Origin of the sequence: Streptomyces sp. NPDC001508 (assembly GCF_040298665.1) — a bacterium.
GTDB lineage: Bacteria > Actinomycetota > Actinomycetes > Streptomycetales > Streptomycetaceae > Streptomyces.
The window spans coordinates 185113-209615 of record NZ_JBEPAP010000006.1 but is presented as its reverse complement, the minus strand read 5'-3'; the positions used below and the strand labels follow the sequence as shown (position 1 = coordinate 209615).

The window sequence follows — 24503 nt, the reverse complement described above, 5'->3', positions numbered from 1 at the left end:
ACGACACCGCGCAACGGCCAGACCCCAGGTTCCCCACGGGGCGTGACGTACGAGGTACACACCGCGCAACGGCCAGACCCCAGGTTCCCCACGGGGCGTGACGTACGAGGTACACACCGCGCAACGGCCAGACCCCAGGTTCCCCACGGGGCGTCCGGCGCGCAGCCGGAGGGGCGGCACCCCCGCACACAGGGTGCCGCCCCTCCTTCTGGTGGGCCGGAGCCGCCGTCGATCGGTGAGGGTCGGGGACCGTCGGCGGCTCCGGGGCCTGGGCGGGGCGGCGAGGGCCGCCGTCCCGCGGGCCTGCGGTCAGCGGTGGTCGCTGCCCGCCGACTGGGTGGCGGCACGGCCGGCCTCCAGCCGGGCGACCGGGATGCGGAACGGGGAGCAGGAGACGTAGTCCAGGCCCACCTCGTGGAAGAAGTGGACCGACTCCGGGTCGCCGCCGTGCTCGCCGCACACGCCGAGCTTCAGGTCCTCGCGGGTGGCGCGGCCCGCCTTCGCCGCCGCCTGCACCAGAGAGCCGACGCCGTCCTTGTCGATGGTCTCGAACGGGCTGACGCCGAAGATGCCCTTCTCCAGGTAGGCGGTGAAGAAGGACGCCTCGACGTCGTCGCGGCTGAAGCCCCACACCGTCTGGGTGAGGTCGTTGGTGCCGAAGGAGAAGAACTCGGCGGCCTCGGCGATCTGGCCCGCGGTCAGCGCGGCACGGGGCAGTTCGATCATGGTGCCGATCGCCAGCCTCAGCCCGGTGCCGGTCGCCTGCTCCACCTCGGCGATGACCCGGTCGGCCTCCTCGCGGACGATCTCCAGCTCCTGGACGGTGCCGACGAGCGGGATCATGATCTCGGCGCGCGGGTCGCCCTTGGCGTTCCTGCGTTCGGCCGCGGCCTCCGCGATCGCCCGGACCTGCATGCTGAACAGGCCGGGGATGACCAGGCCGAGGCGGACACCGCGCAGGCCCAGCATGGGGTTCTGCTCGTGCAGCCGGTGCACCGCCTGGAGCAGCCGCAGTTCGTTCTCGTGCGGCTCCTGCCGGGACTCCGCGAGCGCCACGCGCACCGACAGTTCGGTGATGTCGGGCAGGAACTCGTGCAGCGGCGGGTCGAGCAGCCGGACCGTCACCGGCAGCCCGTCCATCGCCTCGAACAGCTCGACGAAGTCCCGCTTCTGGAGCGGCAGGAGCTGCTTCAGCGACTCCTCGCGCTCCGCCTCCGTATCGGCCAGGATCAGCCGCTCCACCAGCTCACGCCGGTCGCCGAGGAACATGTGCTCGGTGCGGCACAGGCCGATGCCCTGGGCGCCGAAGCGCCGGGCCCGCAGCGCGTCCTCCGCGTTGTCGGCGTTGGCGCGCACCCGCAGCCGGCGCTTGCGGTCGGCGAACGCCATGATCCGGTGCACGGCCTCGACCAGTTCGTCGGCGTCGTCGGCGCCCGCGTGCATCCGGCCCTCGAAGTACTCCACGACCGGGGACGGGACCACCGGGACCTCGCCGAGGTACACCTTGCCGCTGGAGCCGTCGATGGAGATCACATCGCCCTCCTCGACGACATGCCCGCCCGGCACCGTCATCCGGCGCCGCTTGGTGTCGACCTCCAGGTCCTCCGCGCCGCAGACACAGGTCTTGCCCATGCCGCGCGCGACCACGGCCGCGTGCGAGGTCTTGCCGCCGCGGGAGGTCAGGATGCCCTCGGCCGCGATCATCCCGTCCAGGTCGTCGGGGTTGGTCTCGCGGCGGACGAGGATGACCTTCTCACCCGAGCGGGACCACTTGACGGCGGTGTAGGAGTCGAAGACCGCCTTGCCGACCGCGGCGCCCGGCGAGGCCGCGATGCCCCGGCCGACCTGCTCGGTCTTGGCGTGCTCGTCGAACCGCGGGAACATCAGCTGGGCGAGCTGGGCGCCGGTGACCCGCTGCAGCGCCTCGGTCTCGTCGATCAGGCCCTGGTCCACCAGCTGGGTGGCGATACGGAAGGCGGCGCCGGCGGTGCGTTTGCCGACGCGGGTCTGCAGCATCCACAGCTGGCCTCGTTCGATGGTGAACTCGATGTCGCAGAGATCCTTGTAGTGGTTCTCCAGGATCTCCATGATCTGCAGGAGCCGGTCGTACGACGGCTTGTCGATGTTCTCCAGCTCGGCCAGGGCCACGGTGTTGCGGATGCCCGCGACGACGTCCTCGCCCTGCGCGTTCTGCAGGTAGTCGCCGTAGACGCCCTGGTGGCCGCTGGCCGGGTCGCGGGTGAAGGCGACTCCGGTGCCGGAGTCGGGGCCGAGGTTGCCGAAGACCATGGAGCAGATGTTGACGGCGGTGCCGAGGTCGTGCGGGATGCGCTCCTGACGGCGGTAGAGCCTGGCCCGGTCGCCGTTCCAGGAGTCGAAGACCGCCTTGATAGCGAGGTCCATCTGCTCGCGCGGGTCCTGCGGGAAGTCGCGGCCCGTCTCCTTCTTGACGATCTTCTTGAAGGTGCCGACGACCTTCTTCAGGTCCGCCGCGGCAAGCTCGGTGTCGACCGTGACCTGCTTGGCCTCCTTGGCCTTGTCGAGGGCGTCCTCGAAGTGGTCGCCGTCGATGCCGAGGACGGTCTTGCCGAACATCTGGATGAGCCGCCGGTAGGAGTCCCAGGCGAACCGCTCGTCGCCGGCCTGCTCCGCGAGGCCGCGCACGGATTCGTCGGACAGGCCGATGTTCAGGACGGTGTCCATCATGCCGGGCATCGAGAACTTCGCCCCGGAACGGACCGATACGAGGAGGGGGCTGTCGGCCTGTCCGAGCTTCTTGCCCATGGCCGCTTCGAGGGCTTCGAGGTGCGCACTCACCTCGTCACGCAGTGCCGCCGGCTCCTCACCGCTGTCGAGGTAGACCTTGCAGGCCTCGGTGGTGATGGTGAAGCCCGGGGGGACCGGGAGACCGAGATTGGTCATCTCGGCGAGGTTCGCACCCTTTCCGCCCAGGAGGTCCTTGAGGTCCTTGTTGCCCTCGGTGAAGTCATAGACGAACTTCACGCTCTCAACGCTTTCGCCCGACGCGGGTGCCTGAGGATCTTTGTTTTCCGACACGGGACTCGACTCCTTGAGGCCGCGGTGGCTGCCCTGACGGCGAGGAACATACCCAGATCGAAGGCACCTGGGTACGTCCACTCGCGCGTCATACGCCCGTAACCAGCCGTCCGCCACGGGATCGAAAGTCAAGGACGGGCAAGCATCTGGCAGCCGATGTTTTCACTTCTCGAACGGATGGAGGGCCTTCGCGCCTCACACCCTGCTCATACGAGCGGGTCGAGGCACGTCTGATTTCGTCCGATGAACGATCAAGGGGTGGCACCGAGTGCCACCCCTTGGAGAAGTGCAGCCGTCCATGATCCGCTCATCTGAGCGCAACCCATATCAAGGGTGGCGAGAATCACGCTGCCACACCCAGCCAGATTTCACCATGCGGACGCCCAGCACAGCCGGGGCCGACGGCGCCCGAAGGGGCGCGAGGAACCGTGCGACAAAGCTGCGCGGGGAATCGCGCGACCAGCCATGCCGGCGCGGCAGCCGACGGACGACAGGTGCCCCGAAGGGGGCGCGGGGACTGCGCGGCCAGCGACAAGGACTCCCCCGGCGCCGGCTGCTCGGCCGACGGCACCCGCCCGAGCGGGCCGGTCATGGCGGCCGGGGCCCAGGCCACGCGCACGACGTGCTGGGCCGCACGGCGTGGGTCGCACGCACGGTGTGGCGGGACTGCGTCGTGCGCACGCCGCTCGGGCCGGACGTACGCGGCGCTGCCCGGACAGACGGCGGCCGATCTGCGGGACCGCTTCCGACGGGACCTCTGGATGCGGGAGCGCTCCTTCCCGGCCCTCGCGCCAGCCGACGAGGGCCGGCCGGTGGACGTGCCGGCCTCGGACGCCGGGCGTCTGCCGTGGTCCGGGCCGCTGGACGAGGAGTACGGCGAGCAGGTGGGGCGCTGGCGCCTGGAACCGGACTTCTTCTCCGGCTGGGGCGTCCGCACGCCGGCCTCCGGCCAGCCCGCCCGCCATCCGCTGTCCCACCATCGCGAGTCGGTCCGGCCGTACGACAACGCGCTGATCGCCCGGGGCCTGGTCCGCCATGGCCTGCACGACGGGGCACGCACGGTCGCCCACGCCCTGGTCGACGCGGCCACCGCGACCGGTCACCGGCTGCCGGAAGCGCTCGCGGGGTACGGCCAAGGCCGCCACGTGGAGCCGGTACCCCATCCGTACGCCTGCGTACGGGAATCACGGTCGGCGGCGGCCCCGTCGGCCCTGCTCACCGCGGTGGGCGGGGCGTAGTCGACGGGTTGACCGGGCGTTTGCCCGGTGTTTGCCGAGTGCTGTGAACGGGAGCGGGCGGGGAGCCGTACGGGATGGCGGCGGGCCAGGCGGGCCGGGAACTCCCGGCCAAGCCCAGCCTCCCCAGCGTGGCCCGCCGCCCAGCACGGGCCGCGCGCGAAAGGACCCCCGGGTTGCCCCAGCACATGACCACACGCCAGGCACCGGCAACCTCCGGAAACCCGGAGCCCGAGCCCAACACCCCACCGGAGCCGCCGCAAACCGAGGCCGGTACGAAGGAGACAGCGGCCTCGCAGGAAACCCCGGAACCGGCCACCCCTGAACCGGCGGATGCCGAGGACGGTACGCCGACGACAGCCCCACCCACGGCCACTGAACCGGCGCAGTCGGCCAAGGGCACACCCGGAGGCGGTCCGGAGGACGCGGGGCCGACGCCCCCCGAGGCCGAGCCCCGGACCAACCCCAGCGCCGAAACCGACCCCGCAACCGTCTCCGGGCCAAGGACCGGGAACGGCGAGGCCCCCCGAACCCAGCGCCAAGTTGAGGACGGGGCCGAGCCCGACCAGGCCGGAGCCAAGCCCAAGCCAAGCCCCGGAACCAGGCCCGAAACCCGAACCGAGTCCGAAGGCAAGGCCGGGGACGAGTCGGGGGGCGGGGACGCGGGCGAGGCCTCTGCCGGAAACCGGCCCGAGGTCGAAGCCCAGGGCGGGCAGGTCGGGACCGAGCCCGAGGCAGGGACCGGGGACAAGCCCAGGCCCGCAGCCGAAGACCGGCCCGCGAGCAAAGACGAGGACGGGCAGCCCGAGGCCACGGGCGCATCGACAGGCGGGGGCGAGTCCCGAACCGAGCGCCGGACCAAGCCCGAAACCGAGGCCGGGGACGAGTCGGGGGGCGGGGACGTCGGCGAGAGCCCCGTCGCGAGCCAGCCCGAGACCGAAGGCCGGGACGGGCAAGGCGGAGCCGGGGAAGGGTCGGCGAGTGGGGGCGAGGCCGAGAAGCGTAGGGCCGGGGGTGCCTTTTCACGTTGGGGGCGCGGGATACGAAGGTGGCGGGGGACGCATCCCCGCGCGGAGCGGGGGGTGTCCGTCGGGGTCACCCTGGTCTGCGCGGGGCTGGTGGTCGGGGCGCTGGTGTTGCCGAACAGCGTCGTCGGGCTCGGGCCCATGAAGTTTCTGCGGATACCGGGCGAGGCGGTCATCGGCGCCGCCTTGGCCCTGGCGCTGCCGCGCAGGCCGCGCATGGCGCTCGCCGGTCTCGCCGGGGCCGCGCTCGCCGCGCTGACCGTGCTGAACCTCCTCGACATGGGCTTCAACCAATACCTCGGCCGCAGCTTCAACCTCGTCCTCGACTGGAGCCTGCTCACCGACGCCGAGTCGTATCTGGAGGACTCCCTCGGCCGCACCGCCACCCTCGCCGCCATGGCCGGCGTCGCCGTCCTGGTCCTCCTGCTGTTCGTGCTGCTCAGCCTGGCCACGATCCGCCTGGCCAACCTGGTGGCCCGGCACGGCGGCCGGGCCACCAGGGGCGCCCTGATCGCCGCCGTCGCCTGGATCACCTGTACCGCCTTCGGCCTGCAGATCTCCGGCGTGCCGATCGCCGCCGACCGTACCGCCACGGCCGTGCAGATCCAGGCCCACCGGGTGGCGGACACGCTCAGGGACGAGGCGGAGTTCCAGAAGGTGGCCAAGGTGGACGCCTTCGGGAACACGCCTCCCGACCAGTTGCTGACCGATCTGCGCGGCAAGGACGTGATCTTCACCTTCGTCGAGAGCTACGGCCGCAGCGCGATCGAGGACCCGATCATGGCGCCCGGCGTCGACAAGTCCCTCACCGCGAACACCGCGGCCCTGGCCAAGGCCGGCTTCCACGCGAAGAGCGGCTGGCTGACCTCGGCGACGTACGGAGGCAACAGCTGGCTCGGCCACTCCAGCACCATGTCGGGCCTGTGGATCAACAACCAGCAGCGCTACCGCACCGTCATGGCCAGCGACCACCTCAGTCTCACCAAGGCGTTCCAGAAGAGCGGCGCCTGGGACACGGTCGGCGTCATGCCGGGGGTGCAGAAAGGCTGGCCCGAGCAGCGCTGGTTCGGCCTCGACAAGGTCTACAACGCCTTCCAACTGGGCTACCAGGGACCCAAGTTCAGCTGGTCGACGATGCCCGACCAGTACGCGCTCGAACAGTTCCAGCAACGGGTGCACGGCAAGCACCGCGACAAGCCGCTGATGTCGGAGATCATCCTGACCTCCAGCCACCAGCCCTGGGCGCCGGTCCCGAAGCTGGTCGACTGGGACCGGATCGGGGACGGCTCGGTCTTCCGGGACATCGAGGCGGCGGGCAGCAGGCCGGCCGATGTCATCGCCGACACCACGAAGTCCCGTGCGGAGTACGGCAAGTCGATCCAGTACTCGGTGACCGCCCTGGCCCAGTGGCTGGAGCGCTACGGCACCGACGACACGGTGCTGGTCTTCCTCGGCGACCACCAGCCCATCGCCCGGGTCAGCGGCAACCACGCCAGCCGCGACGTGCCGATCTCCGTCGTCGCCAAGGACCCCAAGGTCCTTGACAAGATCGCGAGTTGGGGCTGGACCGATGGACTGCGCCCGGCGCACGACGCACCGGTCTGGAAGATGAGCGCCTTCCGCGACCGCTTCCTGACGGCGTACGGCTCGACACCCCACCCGAAGGAGAACTGACCGCCCCATACCGAACAAGGGCCGGCCCGGCGGGGTGCCCCGCCGGGCCGGCCTGCCTCAGGGCGCCTCCATCGCCGCGCGCGCCGCGTCGACGAACCGCTCCAGGCAGACCGCGTAGGACTCCCGGGCCGTCTCGAAGCGGGACCGGGCCTCGGGCTCGCCCCGCGCCACCTGCCACAGGGACCTGCTGACCTCGGTCGCCGCGCCGAGCAATGTCCGCGCCGCCGAGGCCGCCCCGGCGGGGCCCTCCAGGGCAATGGTCCGCACGCAGCGCATCAGCGGGGCGTACGCCTCCCGCACGGACCGCCGCAGTTCCTGGATCCGGGCCAGGTAGGCGTCGCCGTCGCCGAGTTGGAACCCGGCGTCCACCACCTTGCGGTACAGCTCGCTCATGTCGTGGGCCCGCGCCATCAGCTCCAGATAGGCGGCCCGCCGTGACTCCCGTACCCGTCCCGCCCGTTCGGCCGCCGCCGATGCCTCCGCCTGTGCCCTGGCCGCCCGGACGTTGCCGAGGTTGGTCACCCAGCTCGCCACCACGGCCGTGGCGCCGGTGAGTGCCGCGACCCACACCGCGCTGTCCCCCACGCCGCCCAGTCTCGGACGGGCGGCGTGGGGCTGTCGAGAGGGCGTCAGCCGCCCGAGGTGTCCAGTTCGGCGTCGCCGGTGACGCCCGCGCAGTCGTACGGGTCCGTCAGCCAGCCGTCCGGCAGGACCACCCGGTTGTTGCCCGAGGTACGGCCGCGGGGGCCGTCGGCGCCGGCGGGCCAGGGCTGGTCGAGGTCCAACTCGTCCAGGCCGGCCCGGAGTTCGGCGAGGGACGAGGTGATCGCCAGGCGCTTGCGCATCTCCGAGCCGACCGCGAAGCCCTTGAGGTACCAGGCGACATGCTTACGGAAGTCGATCACGCCCCGCGCCTCGTCGCCGATCCACTCGCCGAGCAGGCCCGCATGCCGGACCATGACGTCGGCGACCTCGCGCAGGGTCGGCCGCATGATGTCCTGCGCACGCCCCTCGAAGGCCGCGACCAGGTCCGCGAACAGCCATGGCCGGCCGAGGCAGCCGCGCCCCACGACCACCCCGTCGCAGCCGGTCTCGCGCACCATCCGCAGCGCGTCCTCGGCCGACCAGATGTCGCCGTTGCCGAGTACCGGTATCTCCGGCACATGCTCCTTGAGCCGGGCGATGGCCGCCCAGTCCGCCGTGCCGCCGTAGTGCTGGGCGGCGGTGCGGCCGTGCAGCGCTATGGCGGTGACGCCCTCCTCGACCGCGATCCGCCCCGCGTCGAGGTAGGTGAGGTGGTCGTCGTCGATGCCCTTGCGCATCTTCATGGTCACCGGCAGGTCGCCCGCGCCGGCGACCGCCTCGCGCAGGATCGCCCGCAGCAGGTTGCGCTTGTACGGCAGGGCCGAGCCGCCGCCCTTGCGCGTCACCTTGGGCACCGGGCAGCCGAAGTTCAGGTCGATGTGGTCGGCCAGGCCCTCCTCCGCGATCATGCGGACGGCCTTGCCGACGATGGCCGGGTCGACGCCGTACAGCTGGATCGAGCGCGGCTTCTCCGTGGCGTCGAAGTGGATCAGCTGCATGGTCTTCTCGTTGCGTTCGACCAGCGCCCGTGTCGTGATCATCTCGCTCACGAACAGTCCTCTGAGGCCGCCCGCTCCCGCCGTCGAGCCGCCTTCGGCGAAGGACCGGCACAACGTACGGAAGGGCGCGTTGGTGATCCCGGCCATGGGGGCGAGCACGACGGGCGGCTGCACCGTGTGCGGGCCGATCCGCAGAGGGGACACGAGGGTGGTCGACGGCGTGGGCATGGCCCCATTGTCCCGTATTCCGGCGGGTGCTCGTCCGTGCCTGTGGACAACCCGGGCCACGACCCCTGCATAAGCCATTAGTTAGACGCACTATCGATATGGGCGTACGCTGGAACCCATGCACCAGCTCAGCCCCCGCCGACGGTCGCTTGTCCTGGCGATCTGCTGTATGAGTCTGCTGATCGTGAGCCTGGACAACACGGTCCTGAACGTGGCCCTGCCGTCGATGCAGCGCGAACTGCACACCACCACCTCAGGGCTCCAGTGGACCATCGACGCGTACACGCTGGTGCTGGCCTCGCTGCTGATGCTGGCCGGCTCCACGGCCGACCGGATCGGCCGCAAACGGGTCTTCATGGCGGGCCTCGTGGTGTTCACCGCCGGCTCACTGCTGTGCTCCCTCGCGCCGAACCTGGAGTCGCTGGTCGCCTTCCGCATGGTCCAGGCCGTCGGCGGTTCGATGCTCAACCCGGTCGCCATGTCGATCATCACCAACACCTTCACCGACTCGCGTGAACGCGCCCGCGCCATCGGCGCCTGGGGGGCCGTGGTCGGCATATCCATGGCCGCGGGCCCCCTCGTCGGCGGCCTGCTGGTGGAGGCCGTCGACTGGCGCGCGATCTTCTGGATCAACATCCCGATCGGCCTCGCCGCCCTGCTGCTCACCCTGCGCTACATCCCCGAGTCCCGCGCCCCGCACGCCCGTCGGCCCGACCCGGTCGGCCAGCTGCTGGTGATCACCCTGTTCGGCGCGCTGACCTACGCCATCATCGAGGCGCCCCACTCCGGCGCCGGCACGGTGCTGCCCTTCGCCGCCATCGCCCTGATCGCCCTGCTGGGTCTGCTGCGGTACGAGCCCCGACGCCCGGAACCCCTCATCGACCTGCGGTTCTTCCGTTCCGCGCCGTTCAGCGGTGCCACGGTCATCGCCATCAGCGCATTCGCCACGCTGGGCGGCTTCCTGTTCTTGTCCACCCTGTACCTACAGAGCGTGCGCGGCCTTGACGCCCTGCACGCCGGCCTGTGGATGCTGCCCATGGCCGCGCCCACATTCCTGTGCGCGCCGCTCTCCGGGCGGCTCGTCGGCAGCCGTGGGCCGCGGCTGCCGCTGCTGATCGCGGGCGTCGCGATGACCGCGGGCGGCGTGCTGTTCGCCGCGTTCGACGCGGAGACCTCGGACCTCAGCCGGCTCGCCGGTTACGTCCTGTTCGGCATCGGCTTCGGCTTTGTGAACGCGCCGATCACCAACACCGCGGTCTCCGGCATGCCGCGGGCCCAGGCCGGGGTCGCGGCGGCCGTCGCCTCCACCAGCCGGCAGCTCGGGCAGACGCTCGGGGTCGCGGTGATCGGATCCGTGCTCGCGGCCGGCGTCGGCGCGTCCGCTTTCGCACCGGCCTTCGTCGACGCGGCGCGGCCGGGCTGGTGGATCCTCACCGCGTGCGGGGGCGCGGTGCTTGTCCTCGGCGCGCTGACCAGTGGGCGCTGGGCGCGGGGGACCGCGGAGCGGGTCGCCTCGCGGCTGGCGTCGACGGAAACGCTCCGCTTGGCGCGCGGGGCTTCTGTGGCCGTCGGTCGGCTGCCGGGGCGGCCCCCTTCGGGGACATCAGCCGACCGCTGACCGCGGCACCGTCGTGGTTGATCGCGCGCGCCCCTTCGGGGACATCAGCCGACCGTTGACTGACCCAGCGTCATGGTTGATCGCGCGCGCGCCTCCGGGGACATCAGCCGACCGTTGACTGCGGCACCGTCGTGGCTGGGCGCACAGTTCCCCGCGCCCCTTCGAACTTCGAGGGCGACTGACGTCCCTTGGCTGGCCCGCCGTCGTGGTTGATCGCGCAGTTCCCCGCGCCCCCTCCGGGGGCAACCACCGTCCGTTGACTGACCCACCGTCGTGGCTGGGCGCGCAGTTCCCCGCGCCCCCTCCGGGGGCAACCACCGTCCGTTGACTGACCCACCGTCGTGGCTGGGCGCGCAGTTCCCCGCGCCCCTTCGAGGGCGACTGACATCCCTTGGCTGGCCCGCCGTCGTGGTTGGTTGCGTTGTTCTCCGTGGACCTTTCTCGGCCCACGTGCGGACGGATGCGGGATGCCCAGCCCCCATGAACGAGGGCCGAGGGGGCTGGGCCGGGGGTGGGGCGGGGGCGGCAGGCCCCGGGGTGGTGTCCAGGGCGCAGGTGCGCCCTGGGCGGGGCGGGGTTTCCGGTGGGGGCTAGCTGCCCAGGAGGCGGGTGGACAGGTAGGTTTCGATCTGGTCCAGCGACACGCGTTCCTGCTTCATCGAGTCACGCTCGCGGACCGTGACCGCGTCGTCGTCCAGCGTGTCGAAGTCGACCGTCACGCAGTACGGCGTACCGATCTCGTCCTGGCGGCGGTAGCGGCGGCCGATGGCGCCGGCGTCGTCGAACTCGATGTTCCAGTGCTGGCGCAGCGTCTGGGCGAGGCCCTTGGCCTTCGGGGACAGCTGCGGGTTGCGGGACAGCGGGAGCACGGCGACCTTCACCGGGGCGAGCCGGTGGTCGAGCCGCAGCACCGTGCGCTTCTCCATCTTGCCCTTGGCGTTGGGCGCCTCGTCCTCGACGTACGCGTCGAGCAGGAAGGCGAGCATCGCACGGCCGACACCGGCCGCCGGCTCGATGACGTACGGCGTCCAGCGCTCGCCGGCCTCCTGGTCGAAGTAGGACAGGTCCTGGCCGGAGGCCTTGGAGTGGGCGCCCAGGTCGTAGTCGGTGCGGTTGGCGACACCCTCCAGCTCGCCCCACTCGTTGCCGCCGAAGTTGAAGCGGTACTCGATGTCGGCCGTGCGCTTGGAGTAGTGGGAGAGCTTCTCCTTCGGGTGCTCGTACCAGCGCATGTTCTCCTCACGCAGGCCGAGGCCCGTGTACCAGCTCCAGCGCTGCTCCATCCAGTACTCCTGCCACTTCTCGTCCTCGCCCGGCTTGACGAAGAACTCCATCTCCATCTGCTCGAACTCGCGGGTGCGGAAGATGAAGTTGCCCGGCGTGATCTCGTTGCGGAACGACTTGCCCATCTGGGCGATGCCGAACGGCGGCTTGCGGCGCGAAGTGGTCTGCACCTGGGCGAAGTTGGTGAAGATGCCCTGGGCGGTCTCCGGGCGCAGATAGGCGACCGAGCCGGAGTCCTGCGTCGGGCCGAGGTGGGTGGACAGCAGGCCCGAGAACTGCTTGGGCTCGGTGAACTGGCCCTTGTTGCCGCAGTTGGGGCAGTTGACGTCCGCGAGGCCGTTCTCCGGCATGCGGCCGTGCTTGGCCTCGTACGCCTCCTCCAGATGGTCCGCGCGGAACCGCTTGTGACAGGCGGTGCACTCGGTCAGCGGGTCCGTGAAGGTCGCGACGTGGCCGGAGGCCACCCAGACCTCGGGGGCCAGGATGACGGACGAGTCGAGACCGACCACGTCCTCGCGCGACGTCACCATGTAGCGCCACCACTGGCGCTTGATGTTCTCCTTGAGCTCGACACCCAGGGGCCCGTAGTCCCAGGCGGCACGCTGGCCGCCGTAGATCTCACTGCAGGGGAATACGAAGCCACGGCGCTTGCTCAGGCTGACGATGGTGTCGATCTTGTCGGCGGCCACGGTGCTCTCTTCATTACGACGACGGGCGACGAAGCGAGGTGCTTCCAGCGAATGCCTCAGGTTACCGGCGCAGGCTCCCCCTCGACCAAATCGGTGGGCCCCTCAGGACCCCGAGGGAGTTTGTTGACAACCGTTTCCATATTTGCTGAAAATGACTGTCATGAACGTACGACGACGCCTGATACCCACCGCCGCGGCGACCGCGGCCACCGCCCTCGGCATAGCCACCCTCTCCGCCTGCTCCGGCGACAGCTCCGCGGCGGGTGACACCGGCAAGTTCGACGTCGTCGCGTCGTTCTACCCCATGGCCTTCCTCGCCGAGCAGATCGGCGGCGACCACGTCCACGTCACCAGTCTCACCCAGCCCGGCCAGGAACCGCACGACCTGGAGATCAGCGCCAAGCAGACCGCGCAGCTCCAGGAGTCCGACGCGGTGCTCTACCTCAAGAGCCTCCAGCCCTCCGTCGACGACGCCGTCGCCCAGTCCGAGATCAAGACGAAGATCGACGCCGCCTCCCTGACCACCCTGGAGGAGCACGGCAACGAGGTCGGCGGGCACGCGGCCGAGCACGACTCCCACGAGGGCGAGGAGTCCGGCGGCAAGGACCCGCACATCTGGCTCGACCCGGTGCGCTACGCCGAGGTCGCCCAGGGCGTCGGCACGGCATTCGAGAAGGCCGACCCCGACCACGCGGCCGACTACAAGAAGAACACCGCGGCCCTGGTCAAGAAGCTCGACGACCTCGACAAGCAGTTCAAGGACGGCCTGACGAACACGAAGACCAAGGTCTTCATCACCACGCACGCCGCCTTCGGCTACCTCGCCGAGCGCTACGGCCTGACCGAGGAGGCCATCAACGGCCTCGACCCCGAGTCGGAGCCCAGCGCGGCCCGGGTCAAGGACCTTGAGAAGATGGCCAAGGCCGACGGCGTCACCACCGTGTTCTACGAGACGCTCGTCAGCGACAAGACCGCGAAGACCATCGCCCGGGACGCACAGCTGAAGACCGATGTCCTCGACCCGATCGAGGGCATCACGGACCAGTCCCGGGGCAAGGACTACTTCTCGGTCCAGGAGGCGAACCTCAAGGCGCTGCAGACCGCCTTGGGCGGCAAGTGATCGTTCCGATCGTTACGGAGGACGGCATGGGCGTCGACGACGTCAAGGGCGAGCCCGTCATATCGATGCGCGGCGTACACGCCGAGCTGGGCTCGCGCCCCGTCCTGCGCGGCATCGACCTCACCGTGCACCGCGGTGAGGTCGTCGCGCTGCTCGGCGCGAACGGGTCCGGCAAGTCCACCGCGATCCGCGCCGTCATCGGGCAAGTACCGCTCGGCGCCGGGCAGATCGAACTGTTCGGCACGGACCGGGAGCGGTTCCGGGACTGGCGGCGCGTGGGCTACGTACCGCAGCGGACCACCGCGGCCGGCGGGGTGCCCGCGACGGTCACCGAGATCGTCGCCTCCGGCCGGCTCTCCCGCACCCGGTTCGGGCTGTTCGGCCGGGCCGACCGCGCGGCCGTGCACCGCGCCCTGGACCTCGTCGGCATGGCCGACCGGGCGAAGGACTCCGTCAACGCCCTGTCCGGCGGCCAGCACCAGCGGGTCCTGATCGCCCGCGCCCTGGTCGCCGAACCCGAACTGCTGATCATGGACGAGCCGATGGCGGGCGTCGACCTGGCCAGCCAGGAAGTACTCGCCCGAACGCTGCGCGAGCAGGTCGCACAGGGCACCACGGTCCTGCTGGTGCTCCACGAACTCGGCCCGCTGGAGCCCCTGATCGACCGGGCGGTCGTCCTGCGCGACGGCTGCGTACTGCACGACGGCCCACCGCCCCGGGCCGTCGGCCAGCACGCCCTGCCCGGCCACGACCATGTGCACCCGCACGCACCCGCGGGCGCCGATCCGATCCGCACGGGACTGCTGAGCTGATGGACTTCCTCGACTACGCCTTCATGCAGCGGGCCCTGCTCGCCGCCGTCCTGGTCGGCATCACCGCCCCCGCCATCGGCATCTACCTCGTCCAGCGCCGCCAGGCCCTGATGGGCGACGGCATCGGCCACGTCGCGATGACGGGCGTCGGCCTCGGCTTCCTGCTGTCCACCTCGCCGGTGTGGATGGCCACCGCCGTCTCCATACTCGGCGCGATCCTCATGGAGCTGATCCGCTGGTACGGCCGCACCCGCGGCGACATCGCCCTCGCCATGCTCTTCTACGGCGGCATGGCCGGCGGTGTCATGTTCATCAACCTCGCGCCGACCGGCTCCACGGCGAACCTGACCTCGTACCTGTTCGGCTCGCTGTCGACCGTGTCGCAGTCCGACGTCACCGCGATCTGTGTGCTGGCCGCGTTCGTGGTCCTGGTCACCCTGGGGCTGCGCCGCCAGCTGTTCGCGGTCAGCCAGGACGAGGAGTTCGCCCGGGTCACGGGGCTGCCGGTGCGGGCGCTGAACCTGCTGACGGCGGTCACCGCGGCGGTCACCGTGACCGTCGCCATGCGCGTGGTCGGCCTGCTGCTGGTGAGCGCGCTGATGGTGGTCCCGGTGGCCGCCGCCCAGCAGCTCAGCCGGAGCTTCGCGGCCACCTTCGCGATCGCCGTCGCCCTCGGTGTCTCCGTGACGATCGGCGGCACGATCACGTCGTACTACCAGGACGTGCCGCCGGGCGCGACCATCGTGCTGCTGACGATCGCCGCGTTCGTGCTGCTGACGGCGCTGGCCACGCCGCTGGCCCGGCGCCGCGCCCGGGCGCTCGCCGCCGCGCAGCCGGCCGGAGACCCCGCGGAGTGCTCGATTCCGGTCACCCGGGGGGCCGACGACGAAGTCGGCGTCTGACTGCGCACGGGCCGGACTGGCACAATGGCCCGGCAGACGCAGACTGTGAGGAGGCATCCCGTGACGACCGCAGGAACGCCCGTGAAGGGCCGCGCGACCCGTCAGCGGGCCGCCGTCGCGGCGGCCCTGAACGAGGTCGACGAGTTCCGCAGCGCCCAGGAACTCCACGACATGTTGAAGCACAAGGGCGACTCAGTGGGCCTGACCACGGTCTACCGCACCCTCCAGTCCCTCGCCGACGCCGGTGAGGTCGATGTCCTGCGCACCTCCGACGGCGAGTCGGTCTACCGCCGCTGCTCCAGCGGCGAACACCACCACCACCTCGTGTGCCGTAGCTGCGGCAAGGCGGTCGAGGTGGAAGGGCCCGCGGTGGAGAAGTGGGCGGAGGCGATCGCGGCGGAGCACGGGTTTGTGAATGTGGCGCATACGGTGGAGGTTTTTGGGACCTGTGCGGAGTGCGCCGCAGGTTGAGCCGGGGGGCGCGCCGTTTTGGGTGCGGATTCGGTTGCCGGGTGCCGGTTCGCTGTGGCTTGGCGCGCCGTTCCCCGCGCCCCCCAGGGGATTGCGCCTCGCCGCGCCTGATTAGCGGGGCGAAATTGGCGCGGCTGAACGCCGTTTCGTGTGCGGATTCGGTTGCCGGGTGCCGGTTCGTTGTGGCTTGGCGCGCCGTTCCCCGCGCCCCCCAGGGGATTGCGCCTCGCCGCGCCTGATTAGCGGGGCCAATTTGGGCGCCCCTGGGGGGTTGCGCTCAGCCGCGCCTGATTGGTGGGGTGGTTTCTTCTTTTCTTTATTCTTCTGGTTTTCCTTCCGTGGTCAGCAGTTGTTCGTTCGGGATCGCGCCGCCGAAGCGTCGGTCGCGGGAGGCGAACTCGATGCAGGCGCGCCACAGGTCACGGCGGTCGAAGTCGGGCCACAGCACATCCTGGAAGACCATCTCGGCGTAGGCGCTCTGCCAGATCAGGTAGTTGGAGGTGCGCTGCTCGCCGCTCGGCCGCAGAAACAGGTCGACGTCCGGCATGTCCGGGTAGTAGAGGTACTTCTGGATGGTCTTCTCGCTGACCTTGGCGGGGTCGAGCCGGCCGGCCCGCACATCCTCGGCCATCGCCCGCGCCGCATCGGCCAGTTCGGCCCGGCCGCCGTAGTTCATGCAGAAGTACAGGGTGAGCCGGTCGTTGCCCTTGGTCTGTTCCTGGGCGACCTGGAGTTCCTTGGCGACCGACTTCCACAGCCGGGGCATGCGGCCCACCCAGCGCACCCGGATGCCGAGGGCGTCGAGTTCATCGCGGGTCTTGCGGATGAAGTCGCGGTTGAAGTTCATCAGGAAGCGGACCTCGTCCGGCGAGCGCTTCCAGTTCTCGGTGGAGAAGGCGTACAGGGAGATGTTGCGGACGCCGATCTCGACCGCGCCCTGGAGCACATCCAGCACCCGCTCCGCACCGATCTTGTGCCCCTCGGTCCGGGGCAGCCCGCGCTCCTTGGCCCAGCGCCCGTTGCCGTCCATGACGATGGCCACGTGCTCGGGGACCAGTTCGCCGGGAAGCTTCGGCGCGCGGGCACCGGACGGGTGCGGCTCCGGCGCCTTGTACTCGCGCCGCCGGCGCCCCAGGATCCCGCGTACGACCATGTGCTTCTCGTCTCCCTACTACGGTGTCCGCGCCGTCGGCGCCGACGCCGTGCCTATGACTTTTCCACGTACCGCAGTGAGCGCAGCCCGCGCTCCAGGTGCCAGTGCAGGTAGGCCGACACCAGCCCGTTCCCCTCCCGGACGTACCGCGGCTCGCACGCGTCCGCGGTCCCCCAGTCTCCCGTAAGCAGCGCGCCGAGGAGGACGAGGGCCTGCGGCGAGGGTACGACGCTGCCGGGCACCCGGCAGTCGGCGCACAGGGAACCGCCGGACCCGACCGAGAAGAACCGGTTCGGCCCGGGCATGCCGCACTTCGCGCAGTCACCGAAGCTGGGGGCGTAGCCGTTGACGGCGAGGGAGCGCAGCAGGAAGGCGTCGAGGACCAGGTGGGGCGCGTGCTCACCGCGGGCGAGCGTGCGCAGCGCGCCGACGAGCAGCAGATACTGCTGCACGGCCGGCTCGCCCTCGTGGTCGGTGAACCGCTCGGCGGTCTCCAGCATCGCCGTCCCGGCGGTGTAACGGGCGTAGTCGGTGACGATCCCGCCACCGTAGGGTGCGATGGTCTCACTCTGTGTGCACAGCGGGAGCCCGCGGCCGACGAGTTCGCCGCCGCGCGCGAAGAACTGCACATCGACATGGGAGAACGGCTCCAGCCTGGCGCCGAACTTGGATTTCGTCCGCCGTACGCCCCGGGCCACGGCCCGCACCCGTCCGTGGCCGCGCGTGAGCAGCGAGATGATCCGGTCCGCCTCGCCCAGCTTCTGGGTGCGCAGCACGATGCCGTCGTCGCGGAACAGAGTCATGCGCCCATTCTCCCGCACGCGGCCGGTGCGGGCGGTCGGGGTGACCATGACGACACATCACGGCGTGTACTGGTAGCCGGCGCTGCTGGAGCCGCCCGGGGTGTGGACGGTGAGGGCGACGGTGCCGGGGGTGCCGCCGGGCGCTACGGCCACCACATTGGTGTCGGAGACGGTGACGAACTCGGTGGGAGTGCCGCCGACCGTGACGCCGTCGGTGTACGTCAGGTTGCTGCCGGTGATGGTGATGCTGTTCCCGCCGGCGGCCGGCCCCTGGTTGGGGCTGAGCGCGGAGACGACCGGCTGTGCGACGTAGGTGAAGAAGGGATCGCCGACCCCGGGAAGGCTGGTGCCGCCCGGCGTGGTGACGGTCACGGTGACGGTTCCGGAACCGAACGGGGCCGGGGCGGTGATCTGCCCGTCCGAGACGACGGTGACACCGGAGGCCGTGCGGGAGCCGAAGCGTACGGCGCTGGCGAGGGTCAGATTGCTGCCCGTGATGGTCACCGTGGTGCCGCCCAGGGTCGACCCCAGAGCCGGGAAGACGCTGCCCACGGTCGGCAGGGCGACGTAGAAGTAGGACACCGGGGTGCTGCTGCCTCCGTTCGTGGTGACGGTGAGGCTGACGGCACCCGCCGGGCCGGCGGGTGCCTGGACGGTCATCTGGGTACCGGTGTTGCCGGTGACGGTGGCGCTGTGGCTGCCGAACATGACGGTGGCGCCGGAGAGTGCGCTGCCCGTGAGGGTGACGCTGTTCCCGCCGGCGGCAGGGCCCTGGGACGGGGTGATCGAGTTGATGACCGGGGCGGGCAGATAGGTGAAGGTCACGCTGTTGCTGGTGCCGGAGGGGCTGGTGACGGTGACGGCGGTCGTGCCCGAACCGGCGGGGGTCGTGCAGGAGATGGTGGTGTCGCTGAGCGTGCTGAACTGTGCCTGGTTCGACCCGAACCTGACCGCCGTCGCGCCGGTGAAGCCGCTGCCGGTGAGCGTGAGGGGCGTACCGCCCGCGGCCGGTCCCTGGGTGGGGCTGAGGCCGGTGATGGTCGGCGCCATGGGGTGCTCCTTTCCACGTGCTGGAGCGAGGACGCCGTGCCCCGGCCAGGAGCTGGGTCGGGGCACGGCGGTCCGGTGCGCTCCCGAGAACGTGCCCAGGGCGGCCGTCGCGCAGGAAGGGGGCGATCGGCGGCCCTGGGCGGGTGGGGGTCAGGCGGCGGTGAACACGTCGCCGGCGACGATGGCGCTGGTCCCGCCGGGGGTGATGACCTGAAGGTCATAGGTGGTGCCCGAGGTGAGGCCGGCGGGGACGACGACGATCAGCTGGGTTTCGGAGACGGAGGTGAAGCTGTCCGCCGAGATCGAGGCGCCTCCGCCGGTGGGCGTGAAGGTCGCGTCGACGACATTGACGAAGCACGTGCCGGTGACGGTGACGTTCGTGCCGGCCGGGCCGGTGGCCGGGCTGAGGCTGGTCACGGCGGGAGCGTTGTAGTAGACGAACTGGCTGGCGACGCTCGTGGTGTTGCCTCCGCCAGGGGTGGTGACGGTGACGTCGACGGTGTCCTGGCAGCCGGTGAAGGCGCCGTGCGCGGGCGCGGTGACGGTCAGCTCGCTGTCGTTGACCACGGTCACCGCGGTGCCCGCGCCTACCGCGCCGAAGGTCACCGCCGAGGCGTTCAGGAAGCCGCTGCCGCTGAGGGTGATGGTGCCGGGGCTGGCCGGGCCCGAGTTGGGTGTCACGGCCGCGACAGCCGGGGTGGCGGCGTAGAAGAACGGCAGGGAGTTGGTGGTCGACGTGCCGGCCGTGACGTTGATGTTGTACTGCCCGGCGCACAGCGACGGGATGGTGGCGGTGATCTGCGTGCTGCTGACGACGGTGGCGGGGACCGACCTGTTGCCGAAGTTCACCCTGGTCGCCGTCGACAGGGCGGTTCCGTTGATCGTCATGAGCTGCCCGGCGGAGCCGGGGTTGCCCGTGCTGATCGAGGTGATGGTTGCCATGATGGTTCCTTTCGCGGTTGGCCGCGTGATCGGGCGGTGATGGTGTTGGCCGAACGGTCTTGCCGGCCTTGGGAGTTCAGGCGGACAGGGCACGCCAGGGCAGGCCGGCCCGTCCTGGGCGGTTGCACGGTGCGGTGCCCGGCGTCGGCGCATGCTCGTGCGGGCCGGGTCGTATGCGGGCGGATACGCGGAGCGGGGCGGGAAGTGCCCCCAAGCGTGGCTTCCGCGGCCTCAACGGAATTGCGGCTCGTCCCGAGCGGGTTCGACGGTGAGGATGTGACGGAGCGGGAAGAGGGGAGGCGCCGAAGGCGCGGTGTCATCGGCTTCAGCTAGTGCTGAGCATGACCATGGCATCACCATTCCGTGCCGATATACGGGGTGCACGGGGCATCGGCAGAGAATCTTCACTGGCTGGACGTCGATCGCGCCGCTGACGGCTCCGAAGAGGGAGCGGGATGACCCGAGCGCCGGGGCGGATGACTCAGTCAACCTGACAAATCTCAGTAATCCATCTGAGTGACCGTCACCGCAAGGGCGTGGCAACCGATTCGCTCATTCGGAGCAGCGCACGGCCGTCGGCCGCCACAGGCGTACCACCTGCGCGAACGGCCCGGAAAAACGCTCCGGCGCCAAATAGTCTGGAAATATTACTGCGTTTCACGATGTCCGACCGAGCGTAAAAAGCGGTCCGTGCCGCCCGCCGGACAGGCGGGGCGGCACGGACCGCTTGCTCTTCTGTTCTTCGTTCGGGATCAGATCGGCTGGCAGAGCGACACGACGTTGACGGTCGCGGGGTCGACGCCGGGGTTGGTGACGGTGATGGTCCAGGCGGTGCCCGGAGTGCTGGTGAGCGTCTGTACCTGACCCGACCCCGATACCTGGCTCTCCCCGCCGCTGACGGCGATGAAGGACCCGAGGGTGCTGCAGTCACCTCCCTGGAGCGTCATCGTGCCGCCGGCGGGGATCGTCTGCGGGTTCAAGGGCGAGTTCAGCGCCTGGGTTTGCGTGGTGCCGCCGGGGCCCGTCGGACCGGTGGGACCGGTGGGGCCGGCGACACCGTCAGAACCGGTGGGCCCGGTCGGACCCGTGGCACCGACGACGCCACCGGCACCCGTCGGGCCGGTCGGACCCGTCACACCATCAGCGCCCGTGGGTCCGGTGGGACCCGTCACGCCGTTCAGACCAGCCGCACCGGTCGGACCCGTCGCACCGTTCAGACCGGCGGCACCGGTCGGACCCGTCGCGCCCGTCGCACCGACGGTGCCCTCGGCACCCGTGGGACCGGTCGGTCCCGTCACGCCGTCCGAACCAGCCGCACCGGTGGGACCCGTCGCACCGTTCAGACCAGCGGCGCCCGTCGGACCCGTGGAACCGGTGGCACCTGTCGCGCCGTTGAGACCGGCGGCACCGGTCGGACCCGTCGCACCGTTCAGACCAGCCGCACCGGTCGGACCCGTCGCACCATTCAGACCAGCGGCGCCCGTCGGACCCGTGGAACCGGTGGCACCCGTCGCACCGTTCAGACCGTTCGCGCCCGTCGGACCGGTCGCGCCCGTAGCACCGTTCAGACCGGCGGCACCGGTCGGGCCAGTCGCACCGGTAGCGCCGTTCAGACCGGCCGCACCCGTGGGACCGGTCGCGCCGTTGAGACCGGCCGCACCGGTCGGACCCGTCGCACCGTTCAGACCAGCAGCGCCCGTCGGACCCGTCGCACCATTCAGGCCAGCCGCACCGGTTGGCCCCGTAGCGCCGTTGAGACCAGCCGCACCGGTGGGACCCGTAGCACCGTTCAGACCAGCAGCGCCCGTCGGACCCGTCGCACCGTTGAGACCAGCCGCACCGGTCGGACCCGTCGCACCGTTCAGACCAGCAGCGCCCGTCGGACCCGTCGCACCATTCAGACCGGCGGCGCCCGTCGGACCCGTCGCACCGTTCAGACCAGCAGCACCGGTCGGACCGGTGGCGCCGTTCACGCCGTTCGCGCCCGTGGGGCCGGTCGGACCCGTCGGGCCGTTGCAGTGCGGGACGCCGGTCGCGGCGACCCAGCGGGCGGTCAACCAGCCGGGAGTGTCCGCCAGTTGGTACCAGACGGTGTTCCCGTCCACCGGAGTGCCCACGTCCCAGCACAGGATGCTGACGCTCGCCCCGAACGGGAACGAGCCCAGGACCGCGGAGTCGGTCGAGGGCTGCTGACGGACGTTCACACCCGTGGCCGCGGTCACCGTCCCCGTGACCGCGGCGCGCAGGCGCTGCTGATGTCTTTTCACCCCCGCTCCCTTGGCGAACCGCGCCGCCTGCGCGTCGGCGGCCCGGGCCTGCGCCCGGCCCTCCGCCGACTGCGCCTGCGCGGCGACGGGGCCGCACAGGCCCCAGGTAAGGCCGAGGCTCACGGCCCCTAGTGCCAGCGACGAGACGCCCCTGGCCTTGACAGCCCCATGCACCAAAACCCACCGTGCCTTTCCTGACGAAGTGTGAGGGATGAGGTGCGGACAGCAAACGTCACATTTCGTCAGGAACATAAGAGAACTTGGCTCTAATGACTCAAAAGCGGCATATGGATGGTCCGGGAAGCTCGCAAATAGTCTGCTAATAAGCTCTCACGGGACCCCTCATCCCGCCCCGCGCGACTCCCGCCCCGCGCGACTCCCGTGCCGCGCGTGCCCCGATACCGCGGAAGTGGACGGCCATCGCGTACTGCGCGCCCTCCACGTCCCGGGCGCGCAGCGCGGTGACGATGTCGCGGTGCCGGCGGACGGTGGTCTCGGGCGCGGGGCCGTCGGTCCGGCCGCGGGCGCCCAAGACCCGGCGGAACACCGTCCAGAACGTGCCGAGGAGCTGCGGCACGAGGGCGTTGCCGAGCGGACGTACAGCAACTCGTGGAAACGGCGGTCCAGTTCGGGGCAGGGGCGGCCGGCCCGGCCCGCCGTCTGGCATCCGGGAGACCCCGGCTCCGGCCGGTGCGGAAGGCGAGGGCGTCGACCAGCGGGCCGAGGCGGACATCCCACGTCCTGTCTCCCAGTACCACCGGCGCCAACTCCCGCCATTTCGCTGTGTCATTGGTGCGACCTCTGGCGGCTACGCCATTCGTGTGCGATCCCTTGACCGGTCCCACGGGCCCTCCTATGGTCACGCTGACCGGCCGGACGTAGGACGTCGTATCTCCTCTGCCGTATCCCTCCACCCTCTGTGCGAACACCGTTCCGGACCACCTGGAGGAAACCGTGCGCGACGACATGACCCACGATGCGCCGGCACCGCACCGCCGGGCGTTCCTGAAGTACGGCGGCGCGCTGGGTGCGGCCGCCGCGCTCCCCCCGTCGCTCGCGGCCTGTTCGTCCGGGCCGGAGTCGACGAACGACACCGGCGGCGGGGGCGACGGGAATCGCACGCTGACCGCGGTGATCGGCTACGGCAACGACGGCAGCTGGGACCCGACGCAGACGGCGTCCGCGTTCTGCATGGCCGCCAACAACCACATCTACGAAGGTCTGCTGGACACCGACCCGATCTCCCGGGACCCGTACCCCGCACTGGCCACCCGGGTGCCGGCCGATCCGAACGCCACCACATGGCGGTTCACGCTGCGGCCGGGCGCCCGGTTCCACGACGGGAAGCCGGTGACGGCCGACGACGTGGTCTTCGTCTTCGACCGGATCCTTGACCCGGGCACCCAGACCCTCGCCAAGGGCTTCTTCGAGAGCTGGCTGAAGGAGGTCCGCGGGGTCGACGCGCGCAACGTCGAACTGGTCCTCAAGTTCCCCTTCCCGGACGGGCTCTCCCGGCTCACCCTCGCCAAGATCATGCCGAAGCACGTCTTCTCGCGGCCCGGGGCGTGGGACGACGCGATCAGAGGGAAGGCAGTCGGCTCGGGGCCGTACCGGCAGACCGCGCACCACCCGAAGTCGAACACCACCTTCGAGGCGTTCGCCGGCTACAACGGTCCGCGCAGGCCCGCGTTCCAGACGATGAACTGGCTGACCATCGTCGACGCCGCCCCGCGCGTGGCACGGATCTCCGGAGTCGACGCCGGGGCGCAGATCGCCGACAACATCCCGTACGCCACCCTCTCCCGGCTGGCGCGGCGCGGGCTGAGCGTCGCGGGCGGGGCCGGGATGAACAACCTGTTCCTGATGTTCAACACCGCGCACAAGCCGTTCGACGACGTACGGGTCCGGCAGGCGCTGCGCTACGCCATCGACACCCGGAAGATGGTCGAGGTCGCGCTGAAGGGGCACGGGAAGCCGTCGTCGTCCTTCCTCAACGAGGGCAACCCCTCCTACCGGCGGGCGAAGACGGTGTACGACCACGACCCGGCCAAGGCGAGGGCGCTGCTGACGGCGGCCGGGGTGCAGAACCTGACGATCGACGTCCTCGCGGTGAACGTCAGCTGGATCGTGGACTGTCTGCCGACCATCAAGGCGTCCTGGGACGCGATCGGCGTGCGGACGACGCTGTCCCCGCAGGAGACCACGGCCGTGTTCACCAAGCTGGACCAGAAGCAGGACTACCAGGTCGTCGCCGCCGCCTCGAACCCGAACCAGTTCGGTCTCGACGCCGACCTGATCATGCGCTACAACTACGGTCCTGCCAACCTGTGGATGCGGTACACCCGGTGGGCCGACGACCCGGTGGCCAGGCAGCTGTTCAAGGACATGGACCGGGCGACCCGGGAGCCGGACCCGGACCGCAGGACGGCGATGGTCCAGGACTGCATCGACGTCGTCGCCGAGCAGGCCGTGCTCTATCCGGTCGTGCACAACGAGCTGATGACCGCCTGGGACCCCAAGCGGCTCACCGGCATAAGGGCACAGCCGTATCCGGGCATCAACCTCCTTCAGGCCAGGTGGGTCTGACGGC

General features: G+C 70.7%; 17 protein-coding genes and 1 pseudogene. 8 read left to right on the top strand and 10 right to left on the bottom strand.

Going from position 1 to position 24503, the window contains the following annotated elements; genetic code table 11:
* Nucleotides 1-309: 309 nt before the first annotated feature.
* Complete coding sequence (gene ppdK, locus ABT245_RS08945) at nucleotides 310-3057, bottom strand: pyruvate, phosphate dikinase (protein ID WP_351730601.1); 2748 nt, start codon at nucleotides 3055-3057, stop codon at nucleotides 310-312.
* Between the two features lie 761 nt (nucleotides 3058-3818).
* Here ppdK and ABT245_RS08940 point away from each other — a divergent pair.
* Nucleotides 3819-4295, top strand: a complete 477-nt coding sequence (locus tag ABT245_RS08940; protein WP_502982085.1) for a glucosidase family protein — start codon at nucleotides 3819-3821, stop codon at nucleotides 4293-4295.
* Nucleotides 4296-5332: 1037 nt separating this feature from the next.
* On the top strand, nucleotides 5333-6991 hold the full coding sequence (locus ABT245_RS08935) for an alkaline phosphatase family protein (RefSeq protein ID WP_502982087.1): 1659 nt from the start codon (nucleotides 5333-5335) through the stop codon (nucleotides 6989-6991).
* Between the two features lie 57 nt (nucleotides 6992-7048).
* Here the strand turns inward: ABT245_RS08935 and ABT245_RS08930 are convergent, their stop codons facing one another.
* Both ABT245_RS08930 and dusB read right to left on the bottom strand, forming a co-directional pair.
* A complete protein-coding gene (locus tag ABT245_RS08930) occupies nucleotides 7049-7576 on the bottom strand; it encodes a hypothetical protein (protein WP_351730596.1) in 528 nt (175 codons plus the stop codon).
* A 44-nt stretch (nucleotides 7577-7620) separates the two neighbouring features.
* Nucleotides 7621-8802 carry a tRNA dihydrouridine synthase DusB gene (gene dusB, locus ABT245_RS08925; RefSeq protein WP_351730594.1) on the bottom strand — a complete coding sequence of 394 codons (1182 nt, stop codon included), beginning with the start codon at nucleotides 8800-8802 and terminating at the stop codon, nucleotides 7621-7623.
* A gap of 118 nt (nucleotides 8803-8920) precedes the next feature.
* Between dusB and ABT245_RS08920 the strand changes: the two genes are divergently transcribed.
* Nucleotides 8921-10420, top strand: coding sequence for an MFS transporter (locus ABT245_RS08920; protein WP_351730592.1), 1500 nt, complete (start codon nucleotides 8921-8923; stop codon nucleotides 10418-10420).
* A 590-nt stretch (nucleotides 10421-11010) separates the two neighbouring features.
* On the opposite strand, the gene ABT245_RS08915 is transcribed toward ABT245_RS08920, so the two are convergent.
* Nucleotides 11011-12393, bottom strand: a complete 1383-nt coding sequence (locus tag ABT245_RS08915) for a glycine--tRNA ligase (protein ID WP_351730590.1) — start codon at nucleotides 12391-12393, stop codon at nucleotides 11011-11013.
* A gap of 160 nt (nucleotides 12394-12553) precedes the next feature.
* Here ABT245_RS08915 and ABT245_RS08910 point away from each other — a divergent pair, with 160 nt between their 5' ends.
* Genes ABT245_RS08910 through ABT245_RS08895 form a run of 4 tightly spaced genes read left to right on the top strand, consistent with a single transcriptional unit; the run spans nucleotide 12554 to nucleotide 15698 of the window.
* Complete coding sequence (locus tag ABT245_RS08910; RefSeq protein ID WP_351730588.1) at nucleotides 12554-13513, top strand: metal ABC transporter substrate-binding protein; 960 nt, start codon at nucleotides 12554-12556, stop codon at nucleotides 13511-13513.
* 26 nt (nucleotides 13514-13539) lie between these two features.
* Nucleotides 13540-14325, top strand: coding sequence for a metal ABC transporter ATP-binding protein (locus ABT245_RS08905; protein WP_351730585.1), 786 nt, complete (start codon nucleotides 13540-13542; stop codon nucleotides 14323-14325).
* Nucleotides 14325-15227: a metal ABC transporter permease gene (locus tag ABT245_RS08900; RefSeq protein WP_351730583.1), complete on the top strand. Its 903-nt coding sequence runs from the start codon at nucleotides 14325-14327 to the stop codon at nucleotides 15225-15227. Before ABT245_RS08905 ends, ABT245_RS08900 begins: the two co-directional genes overlap by 1 nt.
* A 60-nt stretch (nucleotides 15228-15287) precedes the next feature.
* Entirely contained in the window at nucleotides 15288-15698 is a 411-nt protein-coding gene (locus tag ABT245_RS08895; protein ID WP_351730580.1) for a Fur family transcriptional regulator, read from the top strand.
* 316 nt (nucleotides 15699-16014) lie between these two features.
* Here ABT245_RS08895 and ABT245_RS08890 read toward each other — a convergent pair whose 3' ends face one another.
* The 6 genes and pseudogenes from ABT245_RS08890 to ABT245_RS08855 form a co-directional block, all read right to left on the bottom strand.
* Nucleotides 16015-16851 carry an isoprenyl transferase gene (locus ABT245_RS08890; RefSeq protein ID WP_351730577.1) on the bottom strand — a complete coding sequence of 279 codons (837 nt, stop codon included), beginning with the start codon at nucleotides 16849-16851 and terminating at the stop codon, nucleotides 16015-16017.
* A gap of 53 nt (nucleotides 16852-16904) precedes the next feature.
* Complete coding sequence (recO, locus tag ABT245_RS08885; protein ID WP_351730575.1) at nucleotides 16905-17654, bottom strand: DNA repair protein RecO; 750 nt, start codon at nucleotides 17652-17654, stop codon at nucleotides 16905-16907.
* 57 nt (nucleotides 17655-17711) lie between these two features.
* The gene (locus ABT245_RS08880; RefSeq protein ID WP_351730573.1) at nucleotides 17712-18704 is read right to left on the bottom strand and encodes an IPT/TIG domain-containing protein; all 993 of its coding nucleotides are present in this window, start codon (nucleotides 18702-18704) and stop codon (nucleotides 17712-17714) included.
* Between the two features lie 150 nt (nucleotides 18705-18854).
* On the bottom strand, nucleotides 18855-19646 hold the full coding sequence (locus ABT245_RS08875) for an IPT/TIG domain-containing protein (protein WP_351730569.1): 792 nt from the start codon (nucleotides 19644-19646) through the stop codon (nucleotides 18855-18857).
* Nucleotides 19647-20398: 752 nt separating this feature from the next.
* Complete coding sequence (locus tag ABT245_RS46010) at nucleotides 20399-22165, bottom strand: SH3 domain-containing protein (RefSeq protein WP_502982084.1); 1767 nt, start codon at nucleotides 22163-22165, stop codon at nucleotides 20399-20401.
* Nucleotides 22166-22232: 67 nt separating this feature from the next.
* Nucleotides 22233-22576: pseudogene (locus ABT245_RS08855) on the bottom strand (FadR/GntR family transcriptional regulator); the annotation flags it as partial.
* A 303-nt stretch (nucleotides 22577-22879) separates the two neighbouring features.
* Here ABT245_RS08855 and ABT245_RS08850 point away from each other — a divergent pair.
* Nucleotides 22880-24499 carry an ABC transporter substrate-binding protein gene (locus ABT245_RS08850; protein ID WP_351730718.1) on the top strand — a complete coding sequence of 540 codons (1620 nt, stop codon included), beginning with the start codon at nucleotides 22880-22882 and terminating at the stop codon, nucleotides 24497-24499.
* The last annotated feature ends 4 nt before the right edge of the window (nucleotides 24500-24503 follow it).

Coding starts and splice junctions, on each gene's coding strand:
- ABT245_RS08905 (WP_351730585.1), top strand. CDS start 13,540: ATGGGCGTCGACGACGTCAAGGGCGAGCCCGTCATATCGATGCGCGGC.
- recO (WP_351730575.1), bottom strand. CDS start 17,654: ATGACTCTGTTCCGCGACGACGGCATCGTGCTGCGCACCCAGAAGCTG.
- ABT245_RS46010 (WP_502982084.1), bottom strand. CDS start 22,165: ATGTTCCTGACGAAATGTGACGTTTGCTGTCCGCACCTCATCCCTCAC.
- ABT245_RS08850 (WP_351730718.1), top strand. CDS start 22,880: ATGACCCACGATGCGCCGGCACCGCACCGCCGGGCGTTCCTGAAGTAC.
- ABT245_RS08940 (WP_502982085.1), top strand. CDS start 3,819: ATGCGGGAGCGCTCCTTCCCGGCCCTCGCGCCAGCCGACGAGGGCCGG.
- ABT245_RS08920 (WP_351730592.1), top strand. CDS start 8,921: ATGCACCAGCTCAGCCCCCGCCGACGGTCGCTTGTCCTGGCGATCTGC.
- ABT245_RS08880 (WP_351730573.1), bottom strand. CDS start 18,704: ATGGCGCCGACCATCACCGGCCTCAGCCCCACCCAGGGACCGGCCGCG.
- ABT245_RS08910 (WP_351730588.1), top strand. CDS start 12,554: ATGAACGTACGACGACGCCTGATACCCACCGCCGCGGCGACCGCGGCC.
- ABT245_RS08875 (WP_351730569.1), bottom strand. CDS start 19,646: ATGGCAACCATCACCTCGATCAGCACGGGCAACCCCGGCTCCGCCGGG.
- ABT245_RS08900 (WP_351730583.1), top strand. CDS start 14,325: ATGGACTTCCTCGACTACGCCTTCATGCAGCGGGCCCTGCTCGCCGCC.
- ABT245_RS08890 (WP_351730577.1), bottom strand. CDS start 16,851: ATGGTCGTACGCGGGATCCTGGGGCGCCGGCGGCGCGAGTACAAGGCG.
- dusB (WP_351730594.1), bottom strand. CDS start 8,802: ATGCCCACGCCGTCGACCACCCTCGTGTCCCCTCTGCGGATCGGCCCG.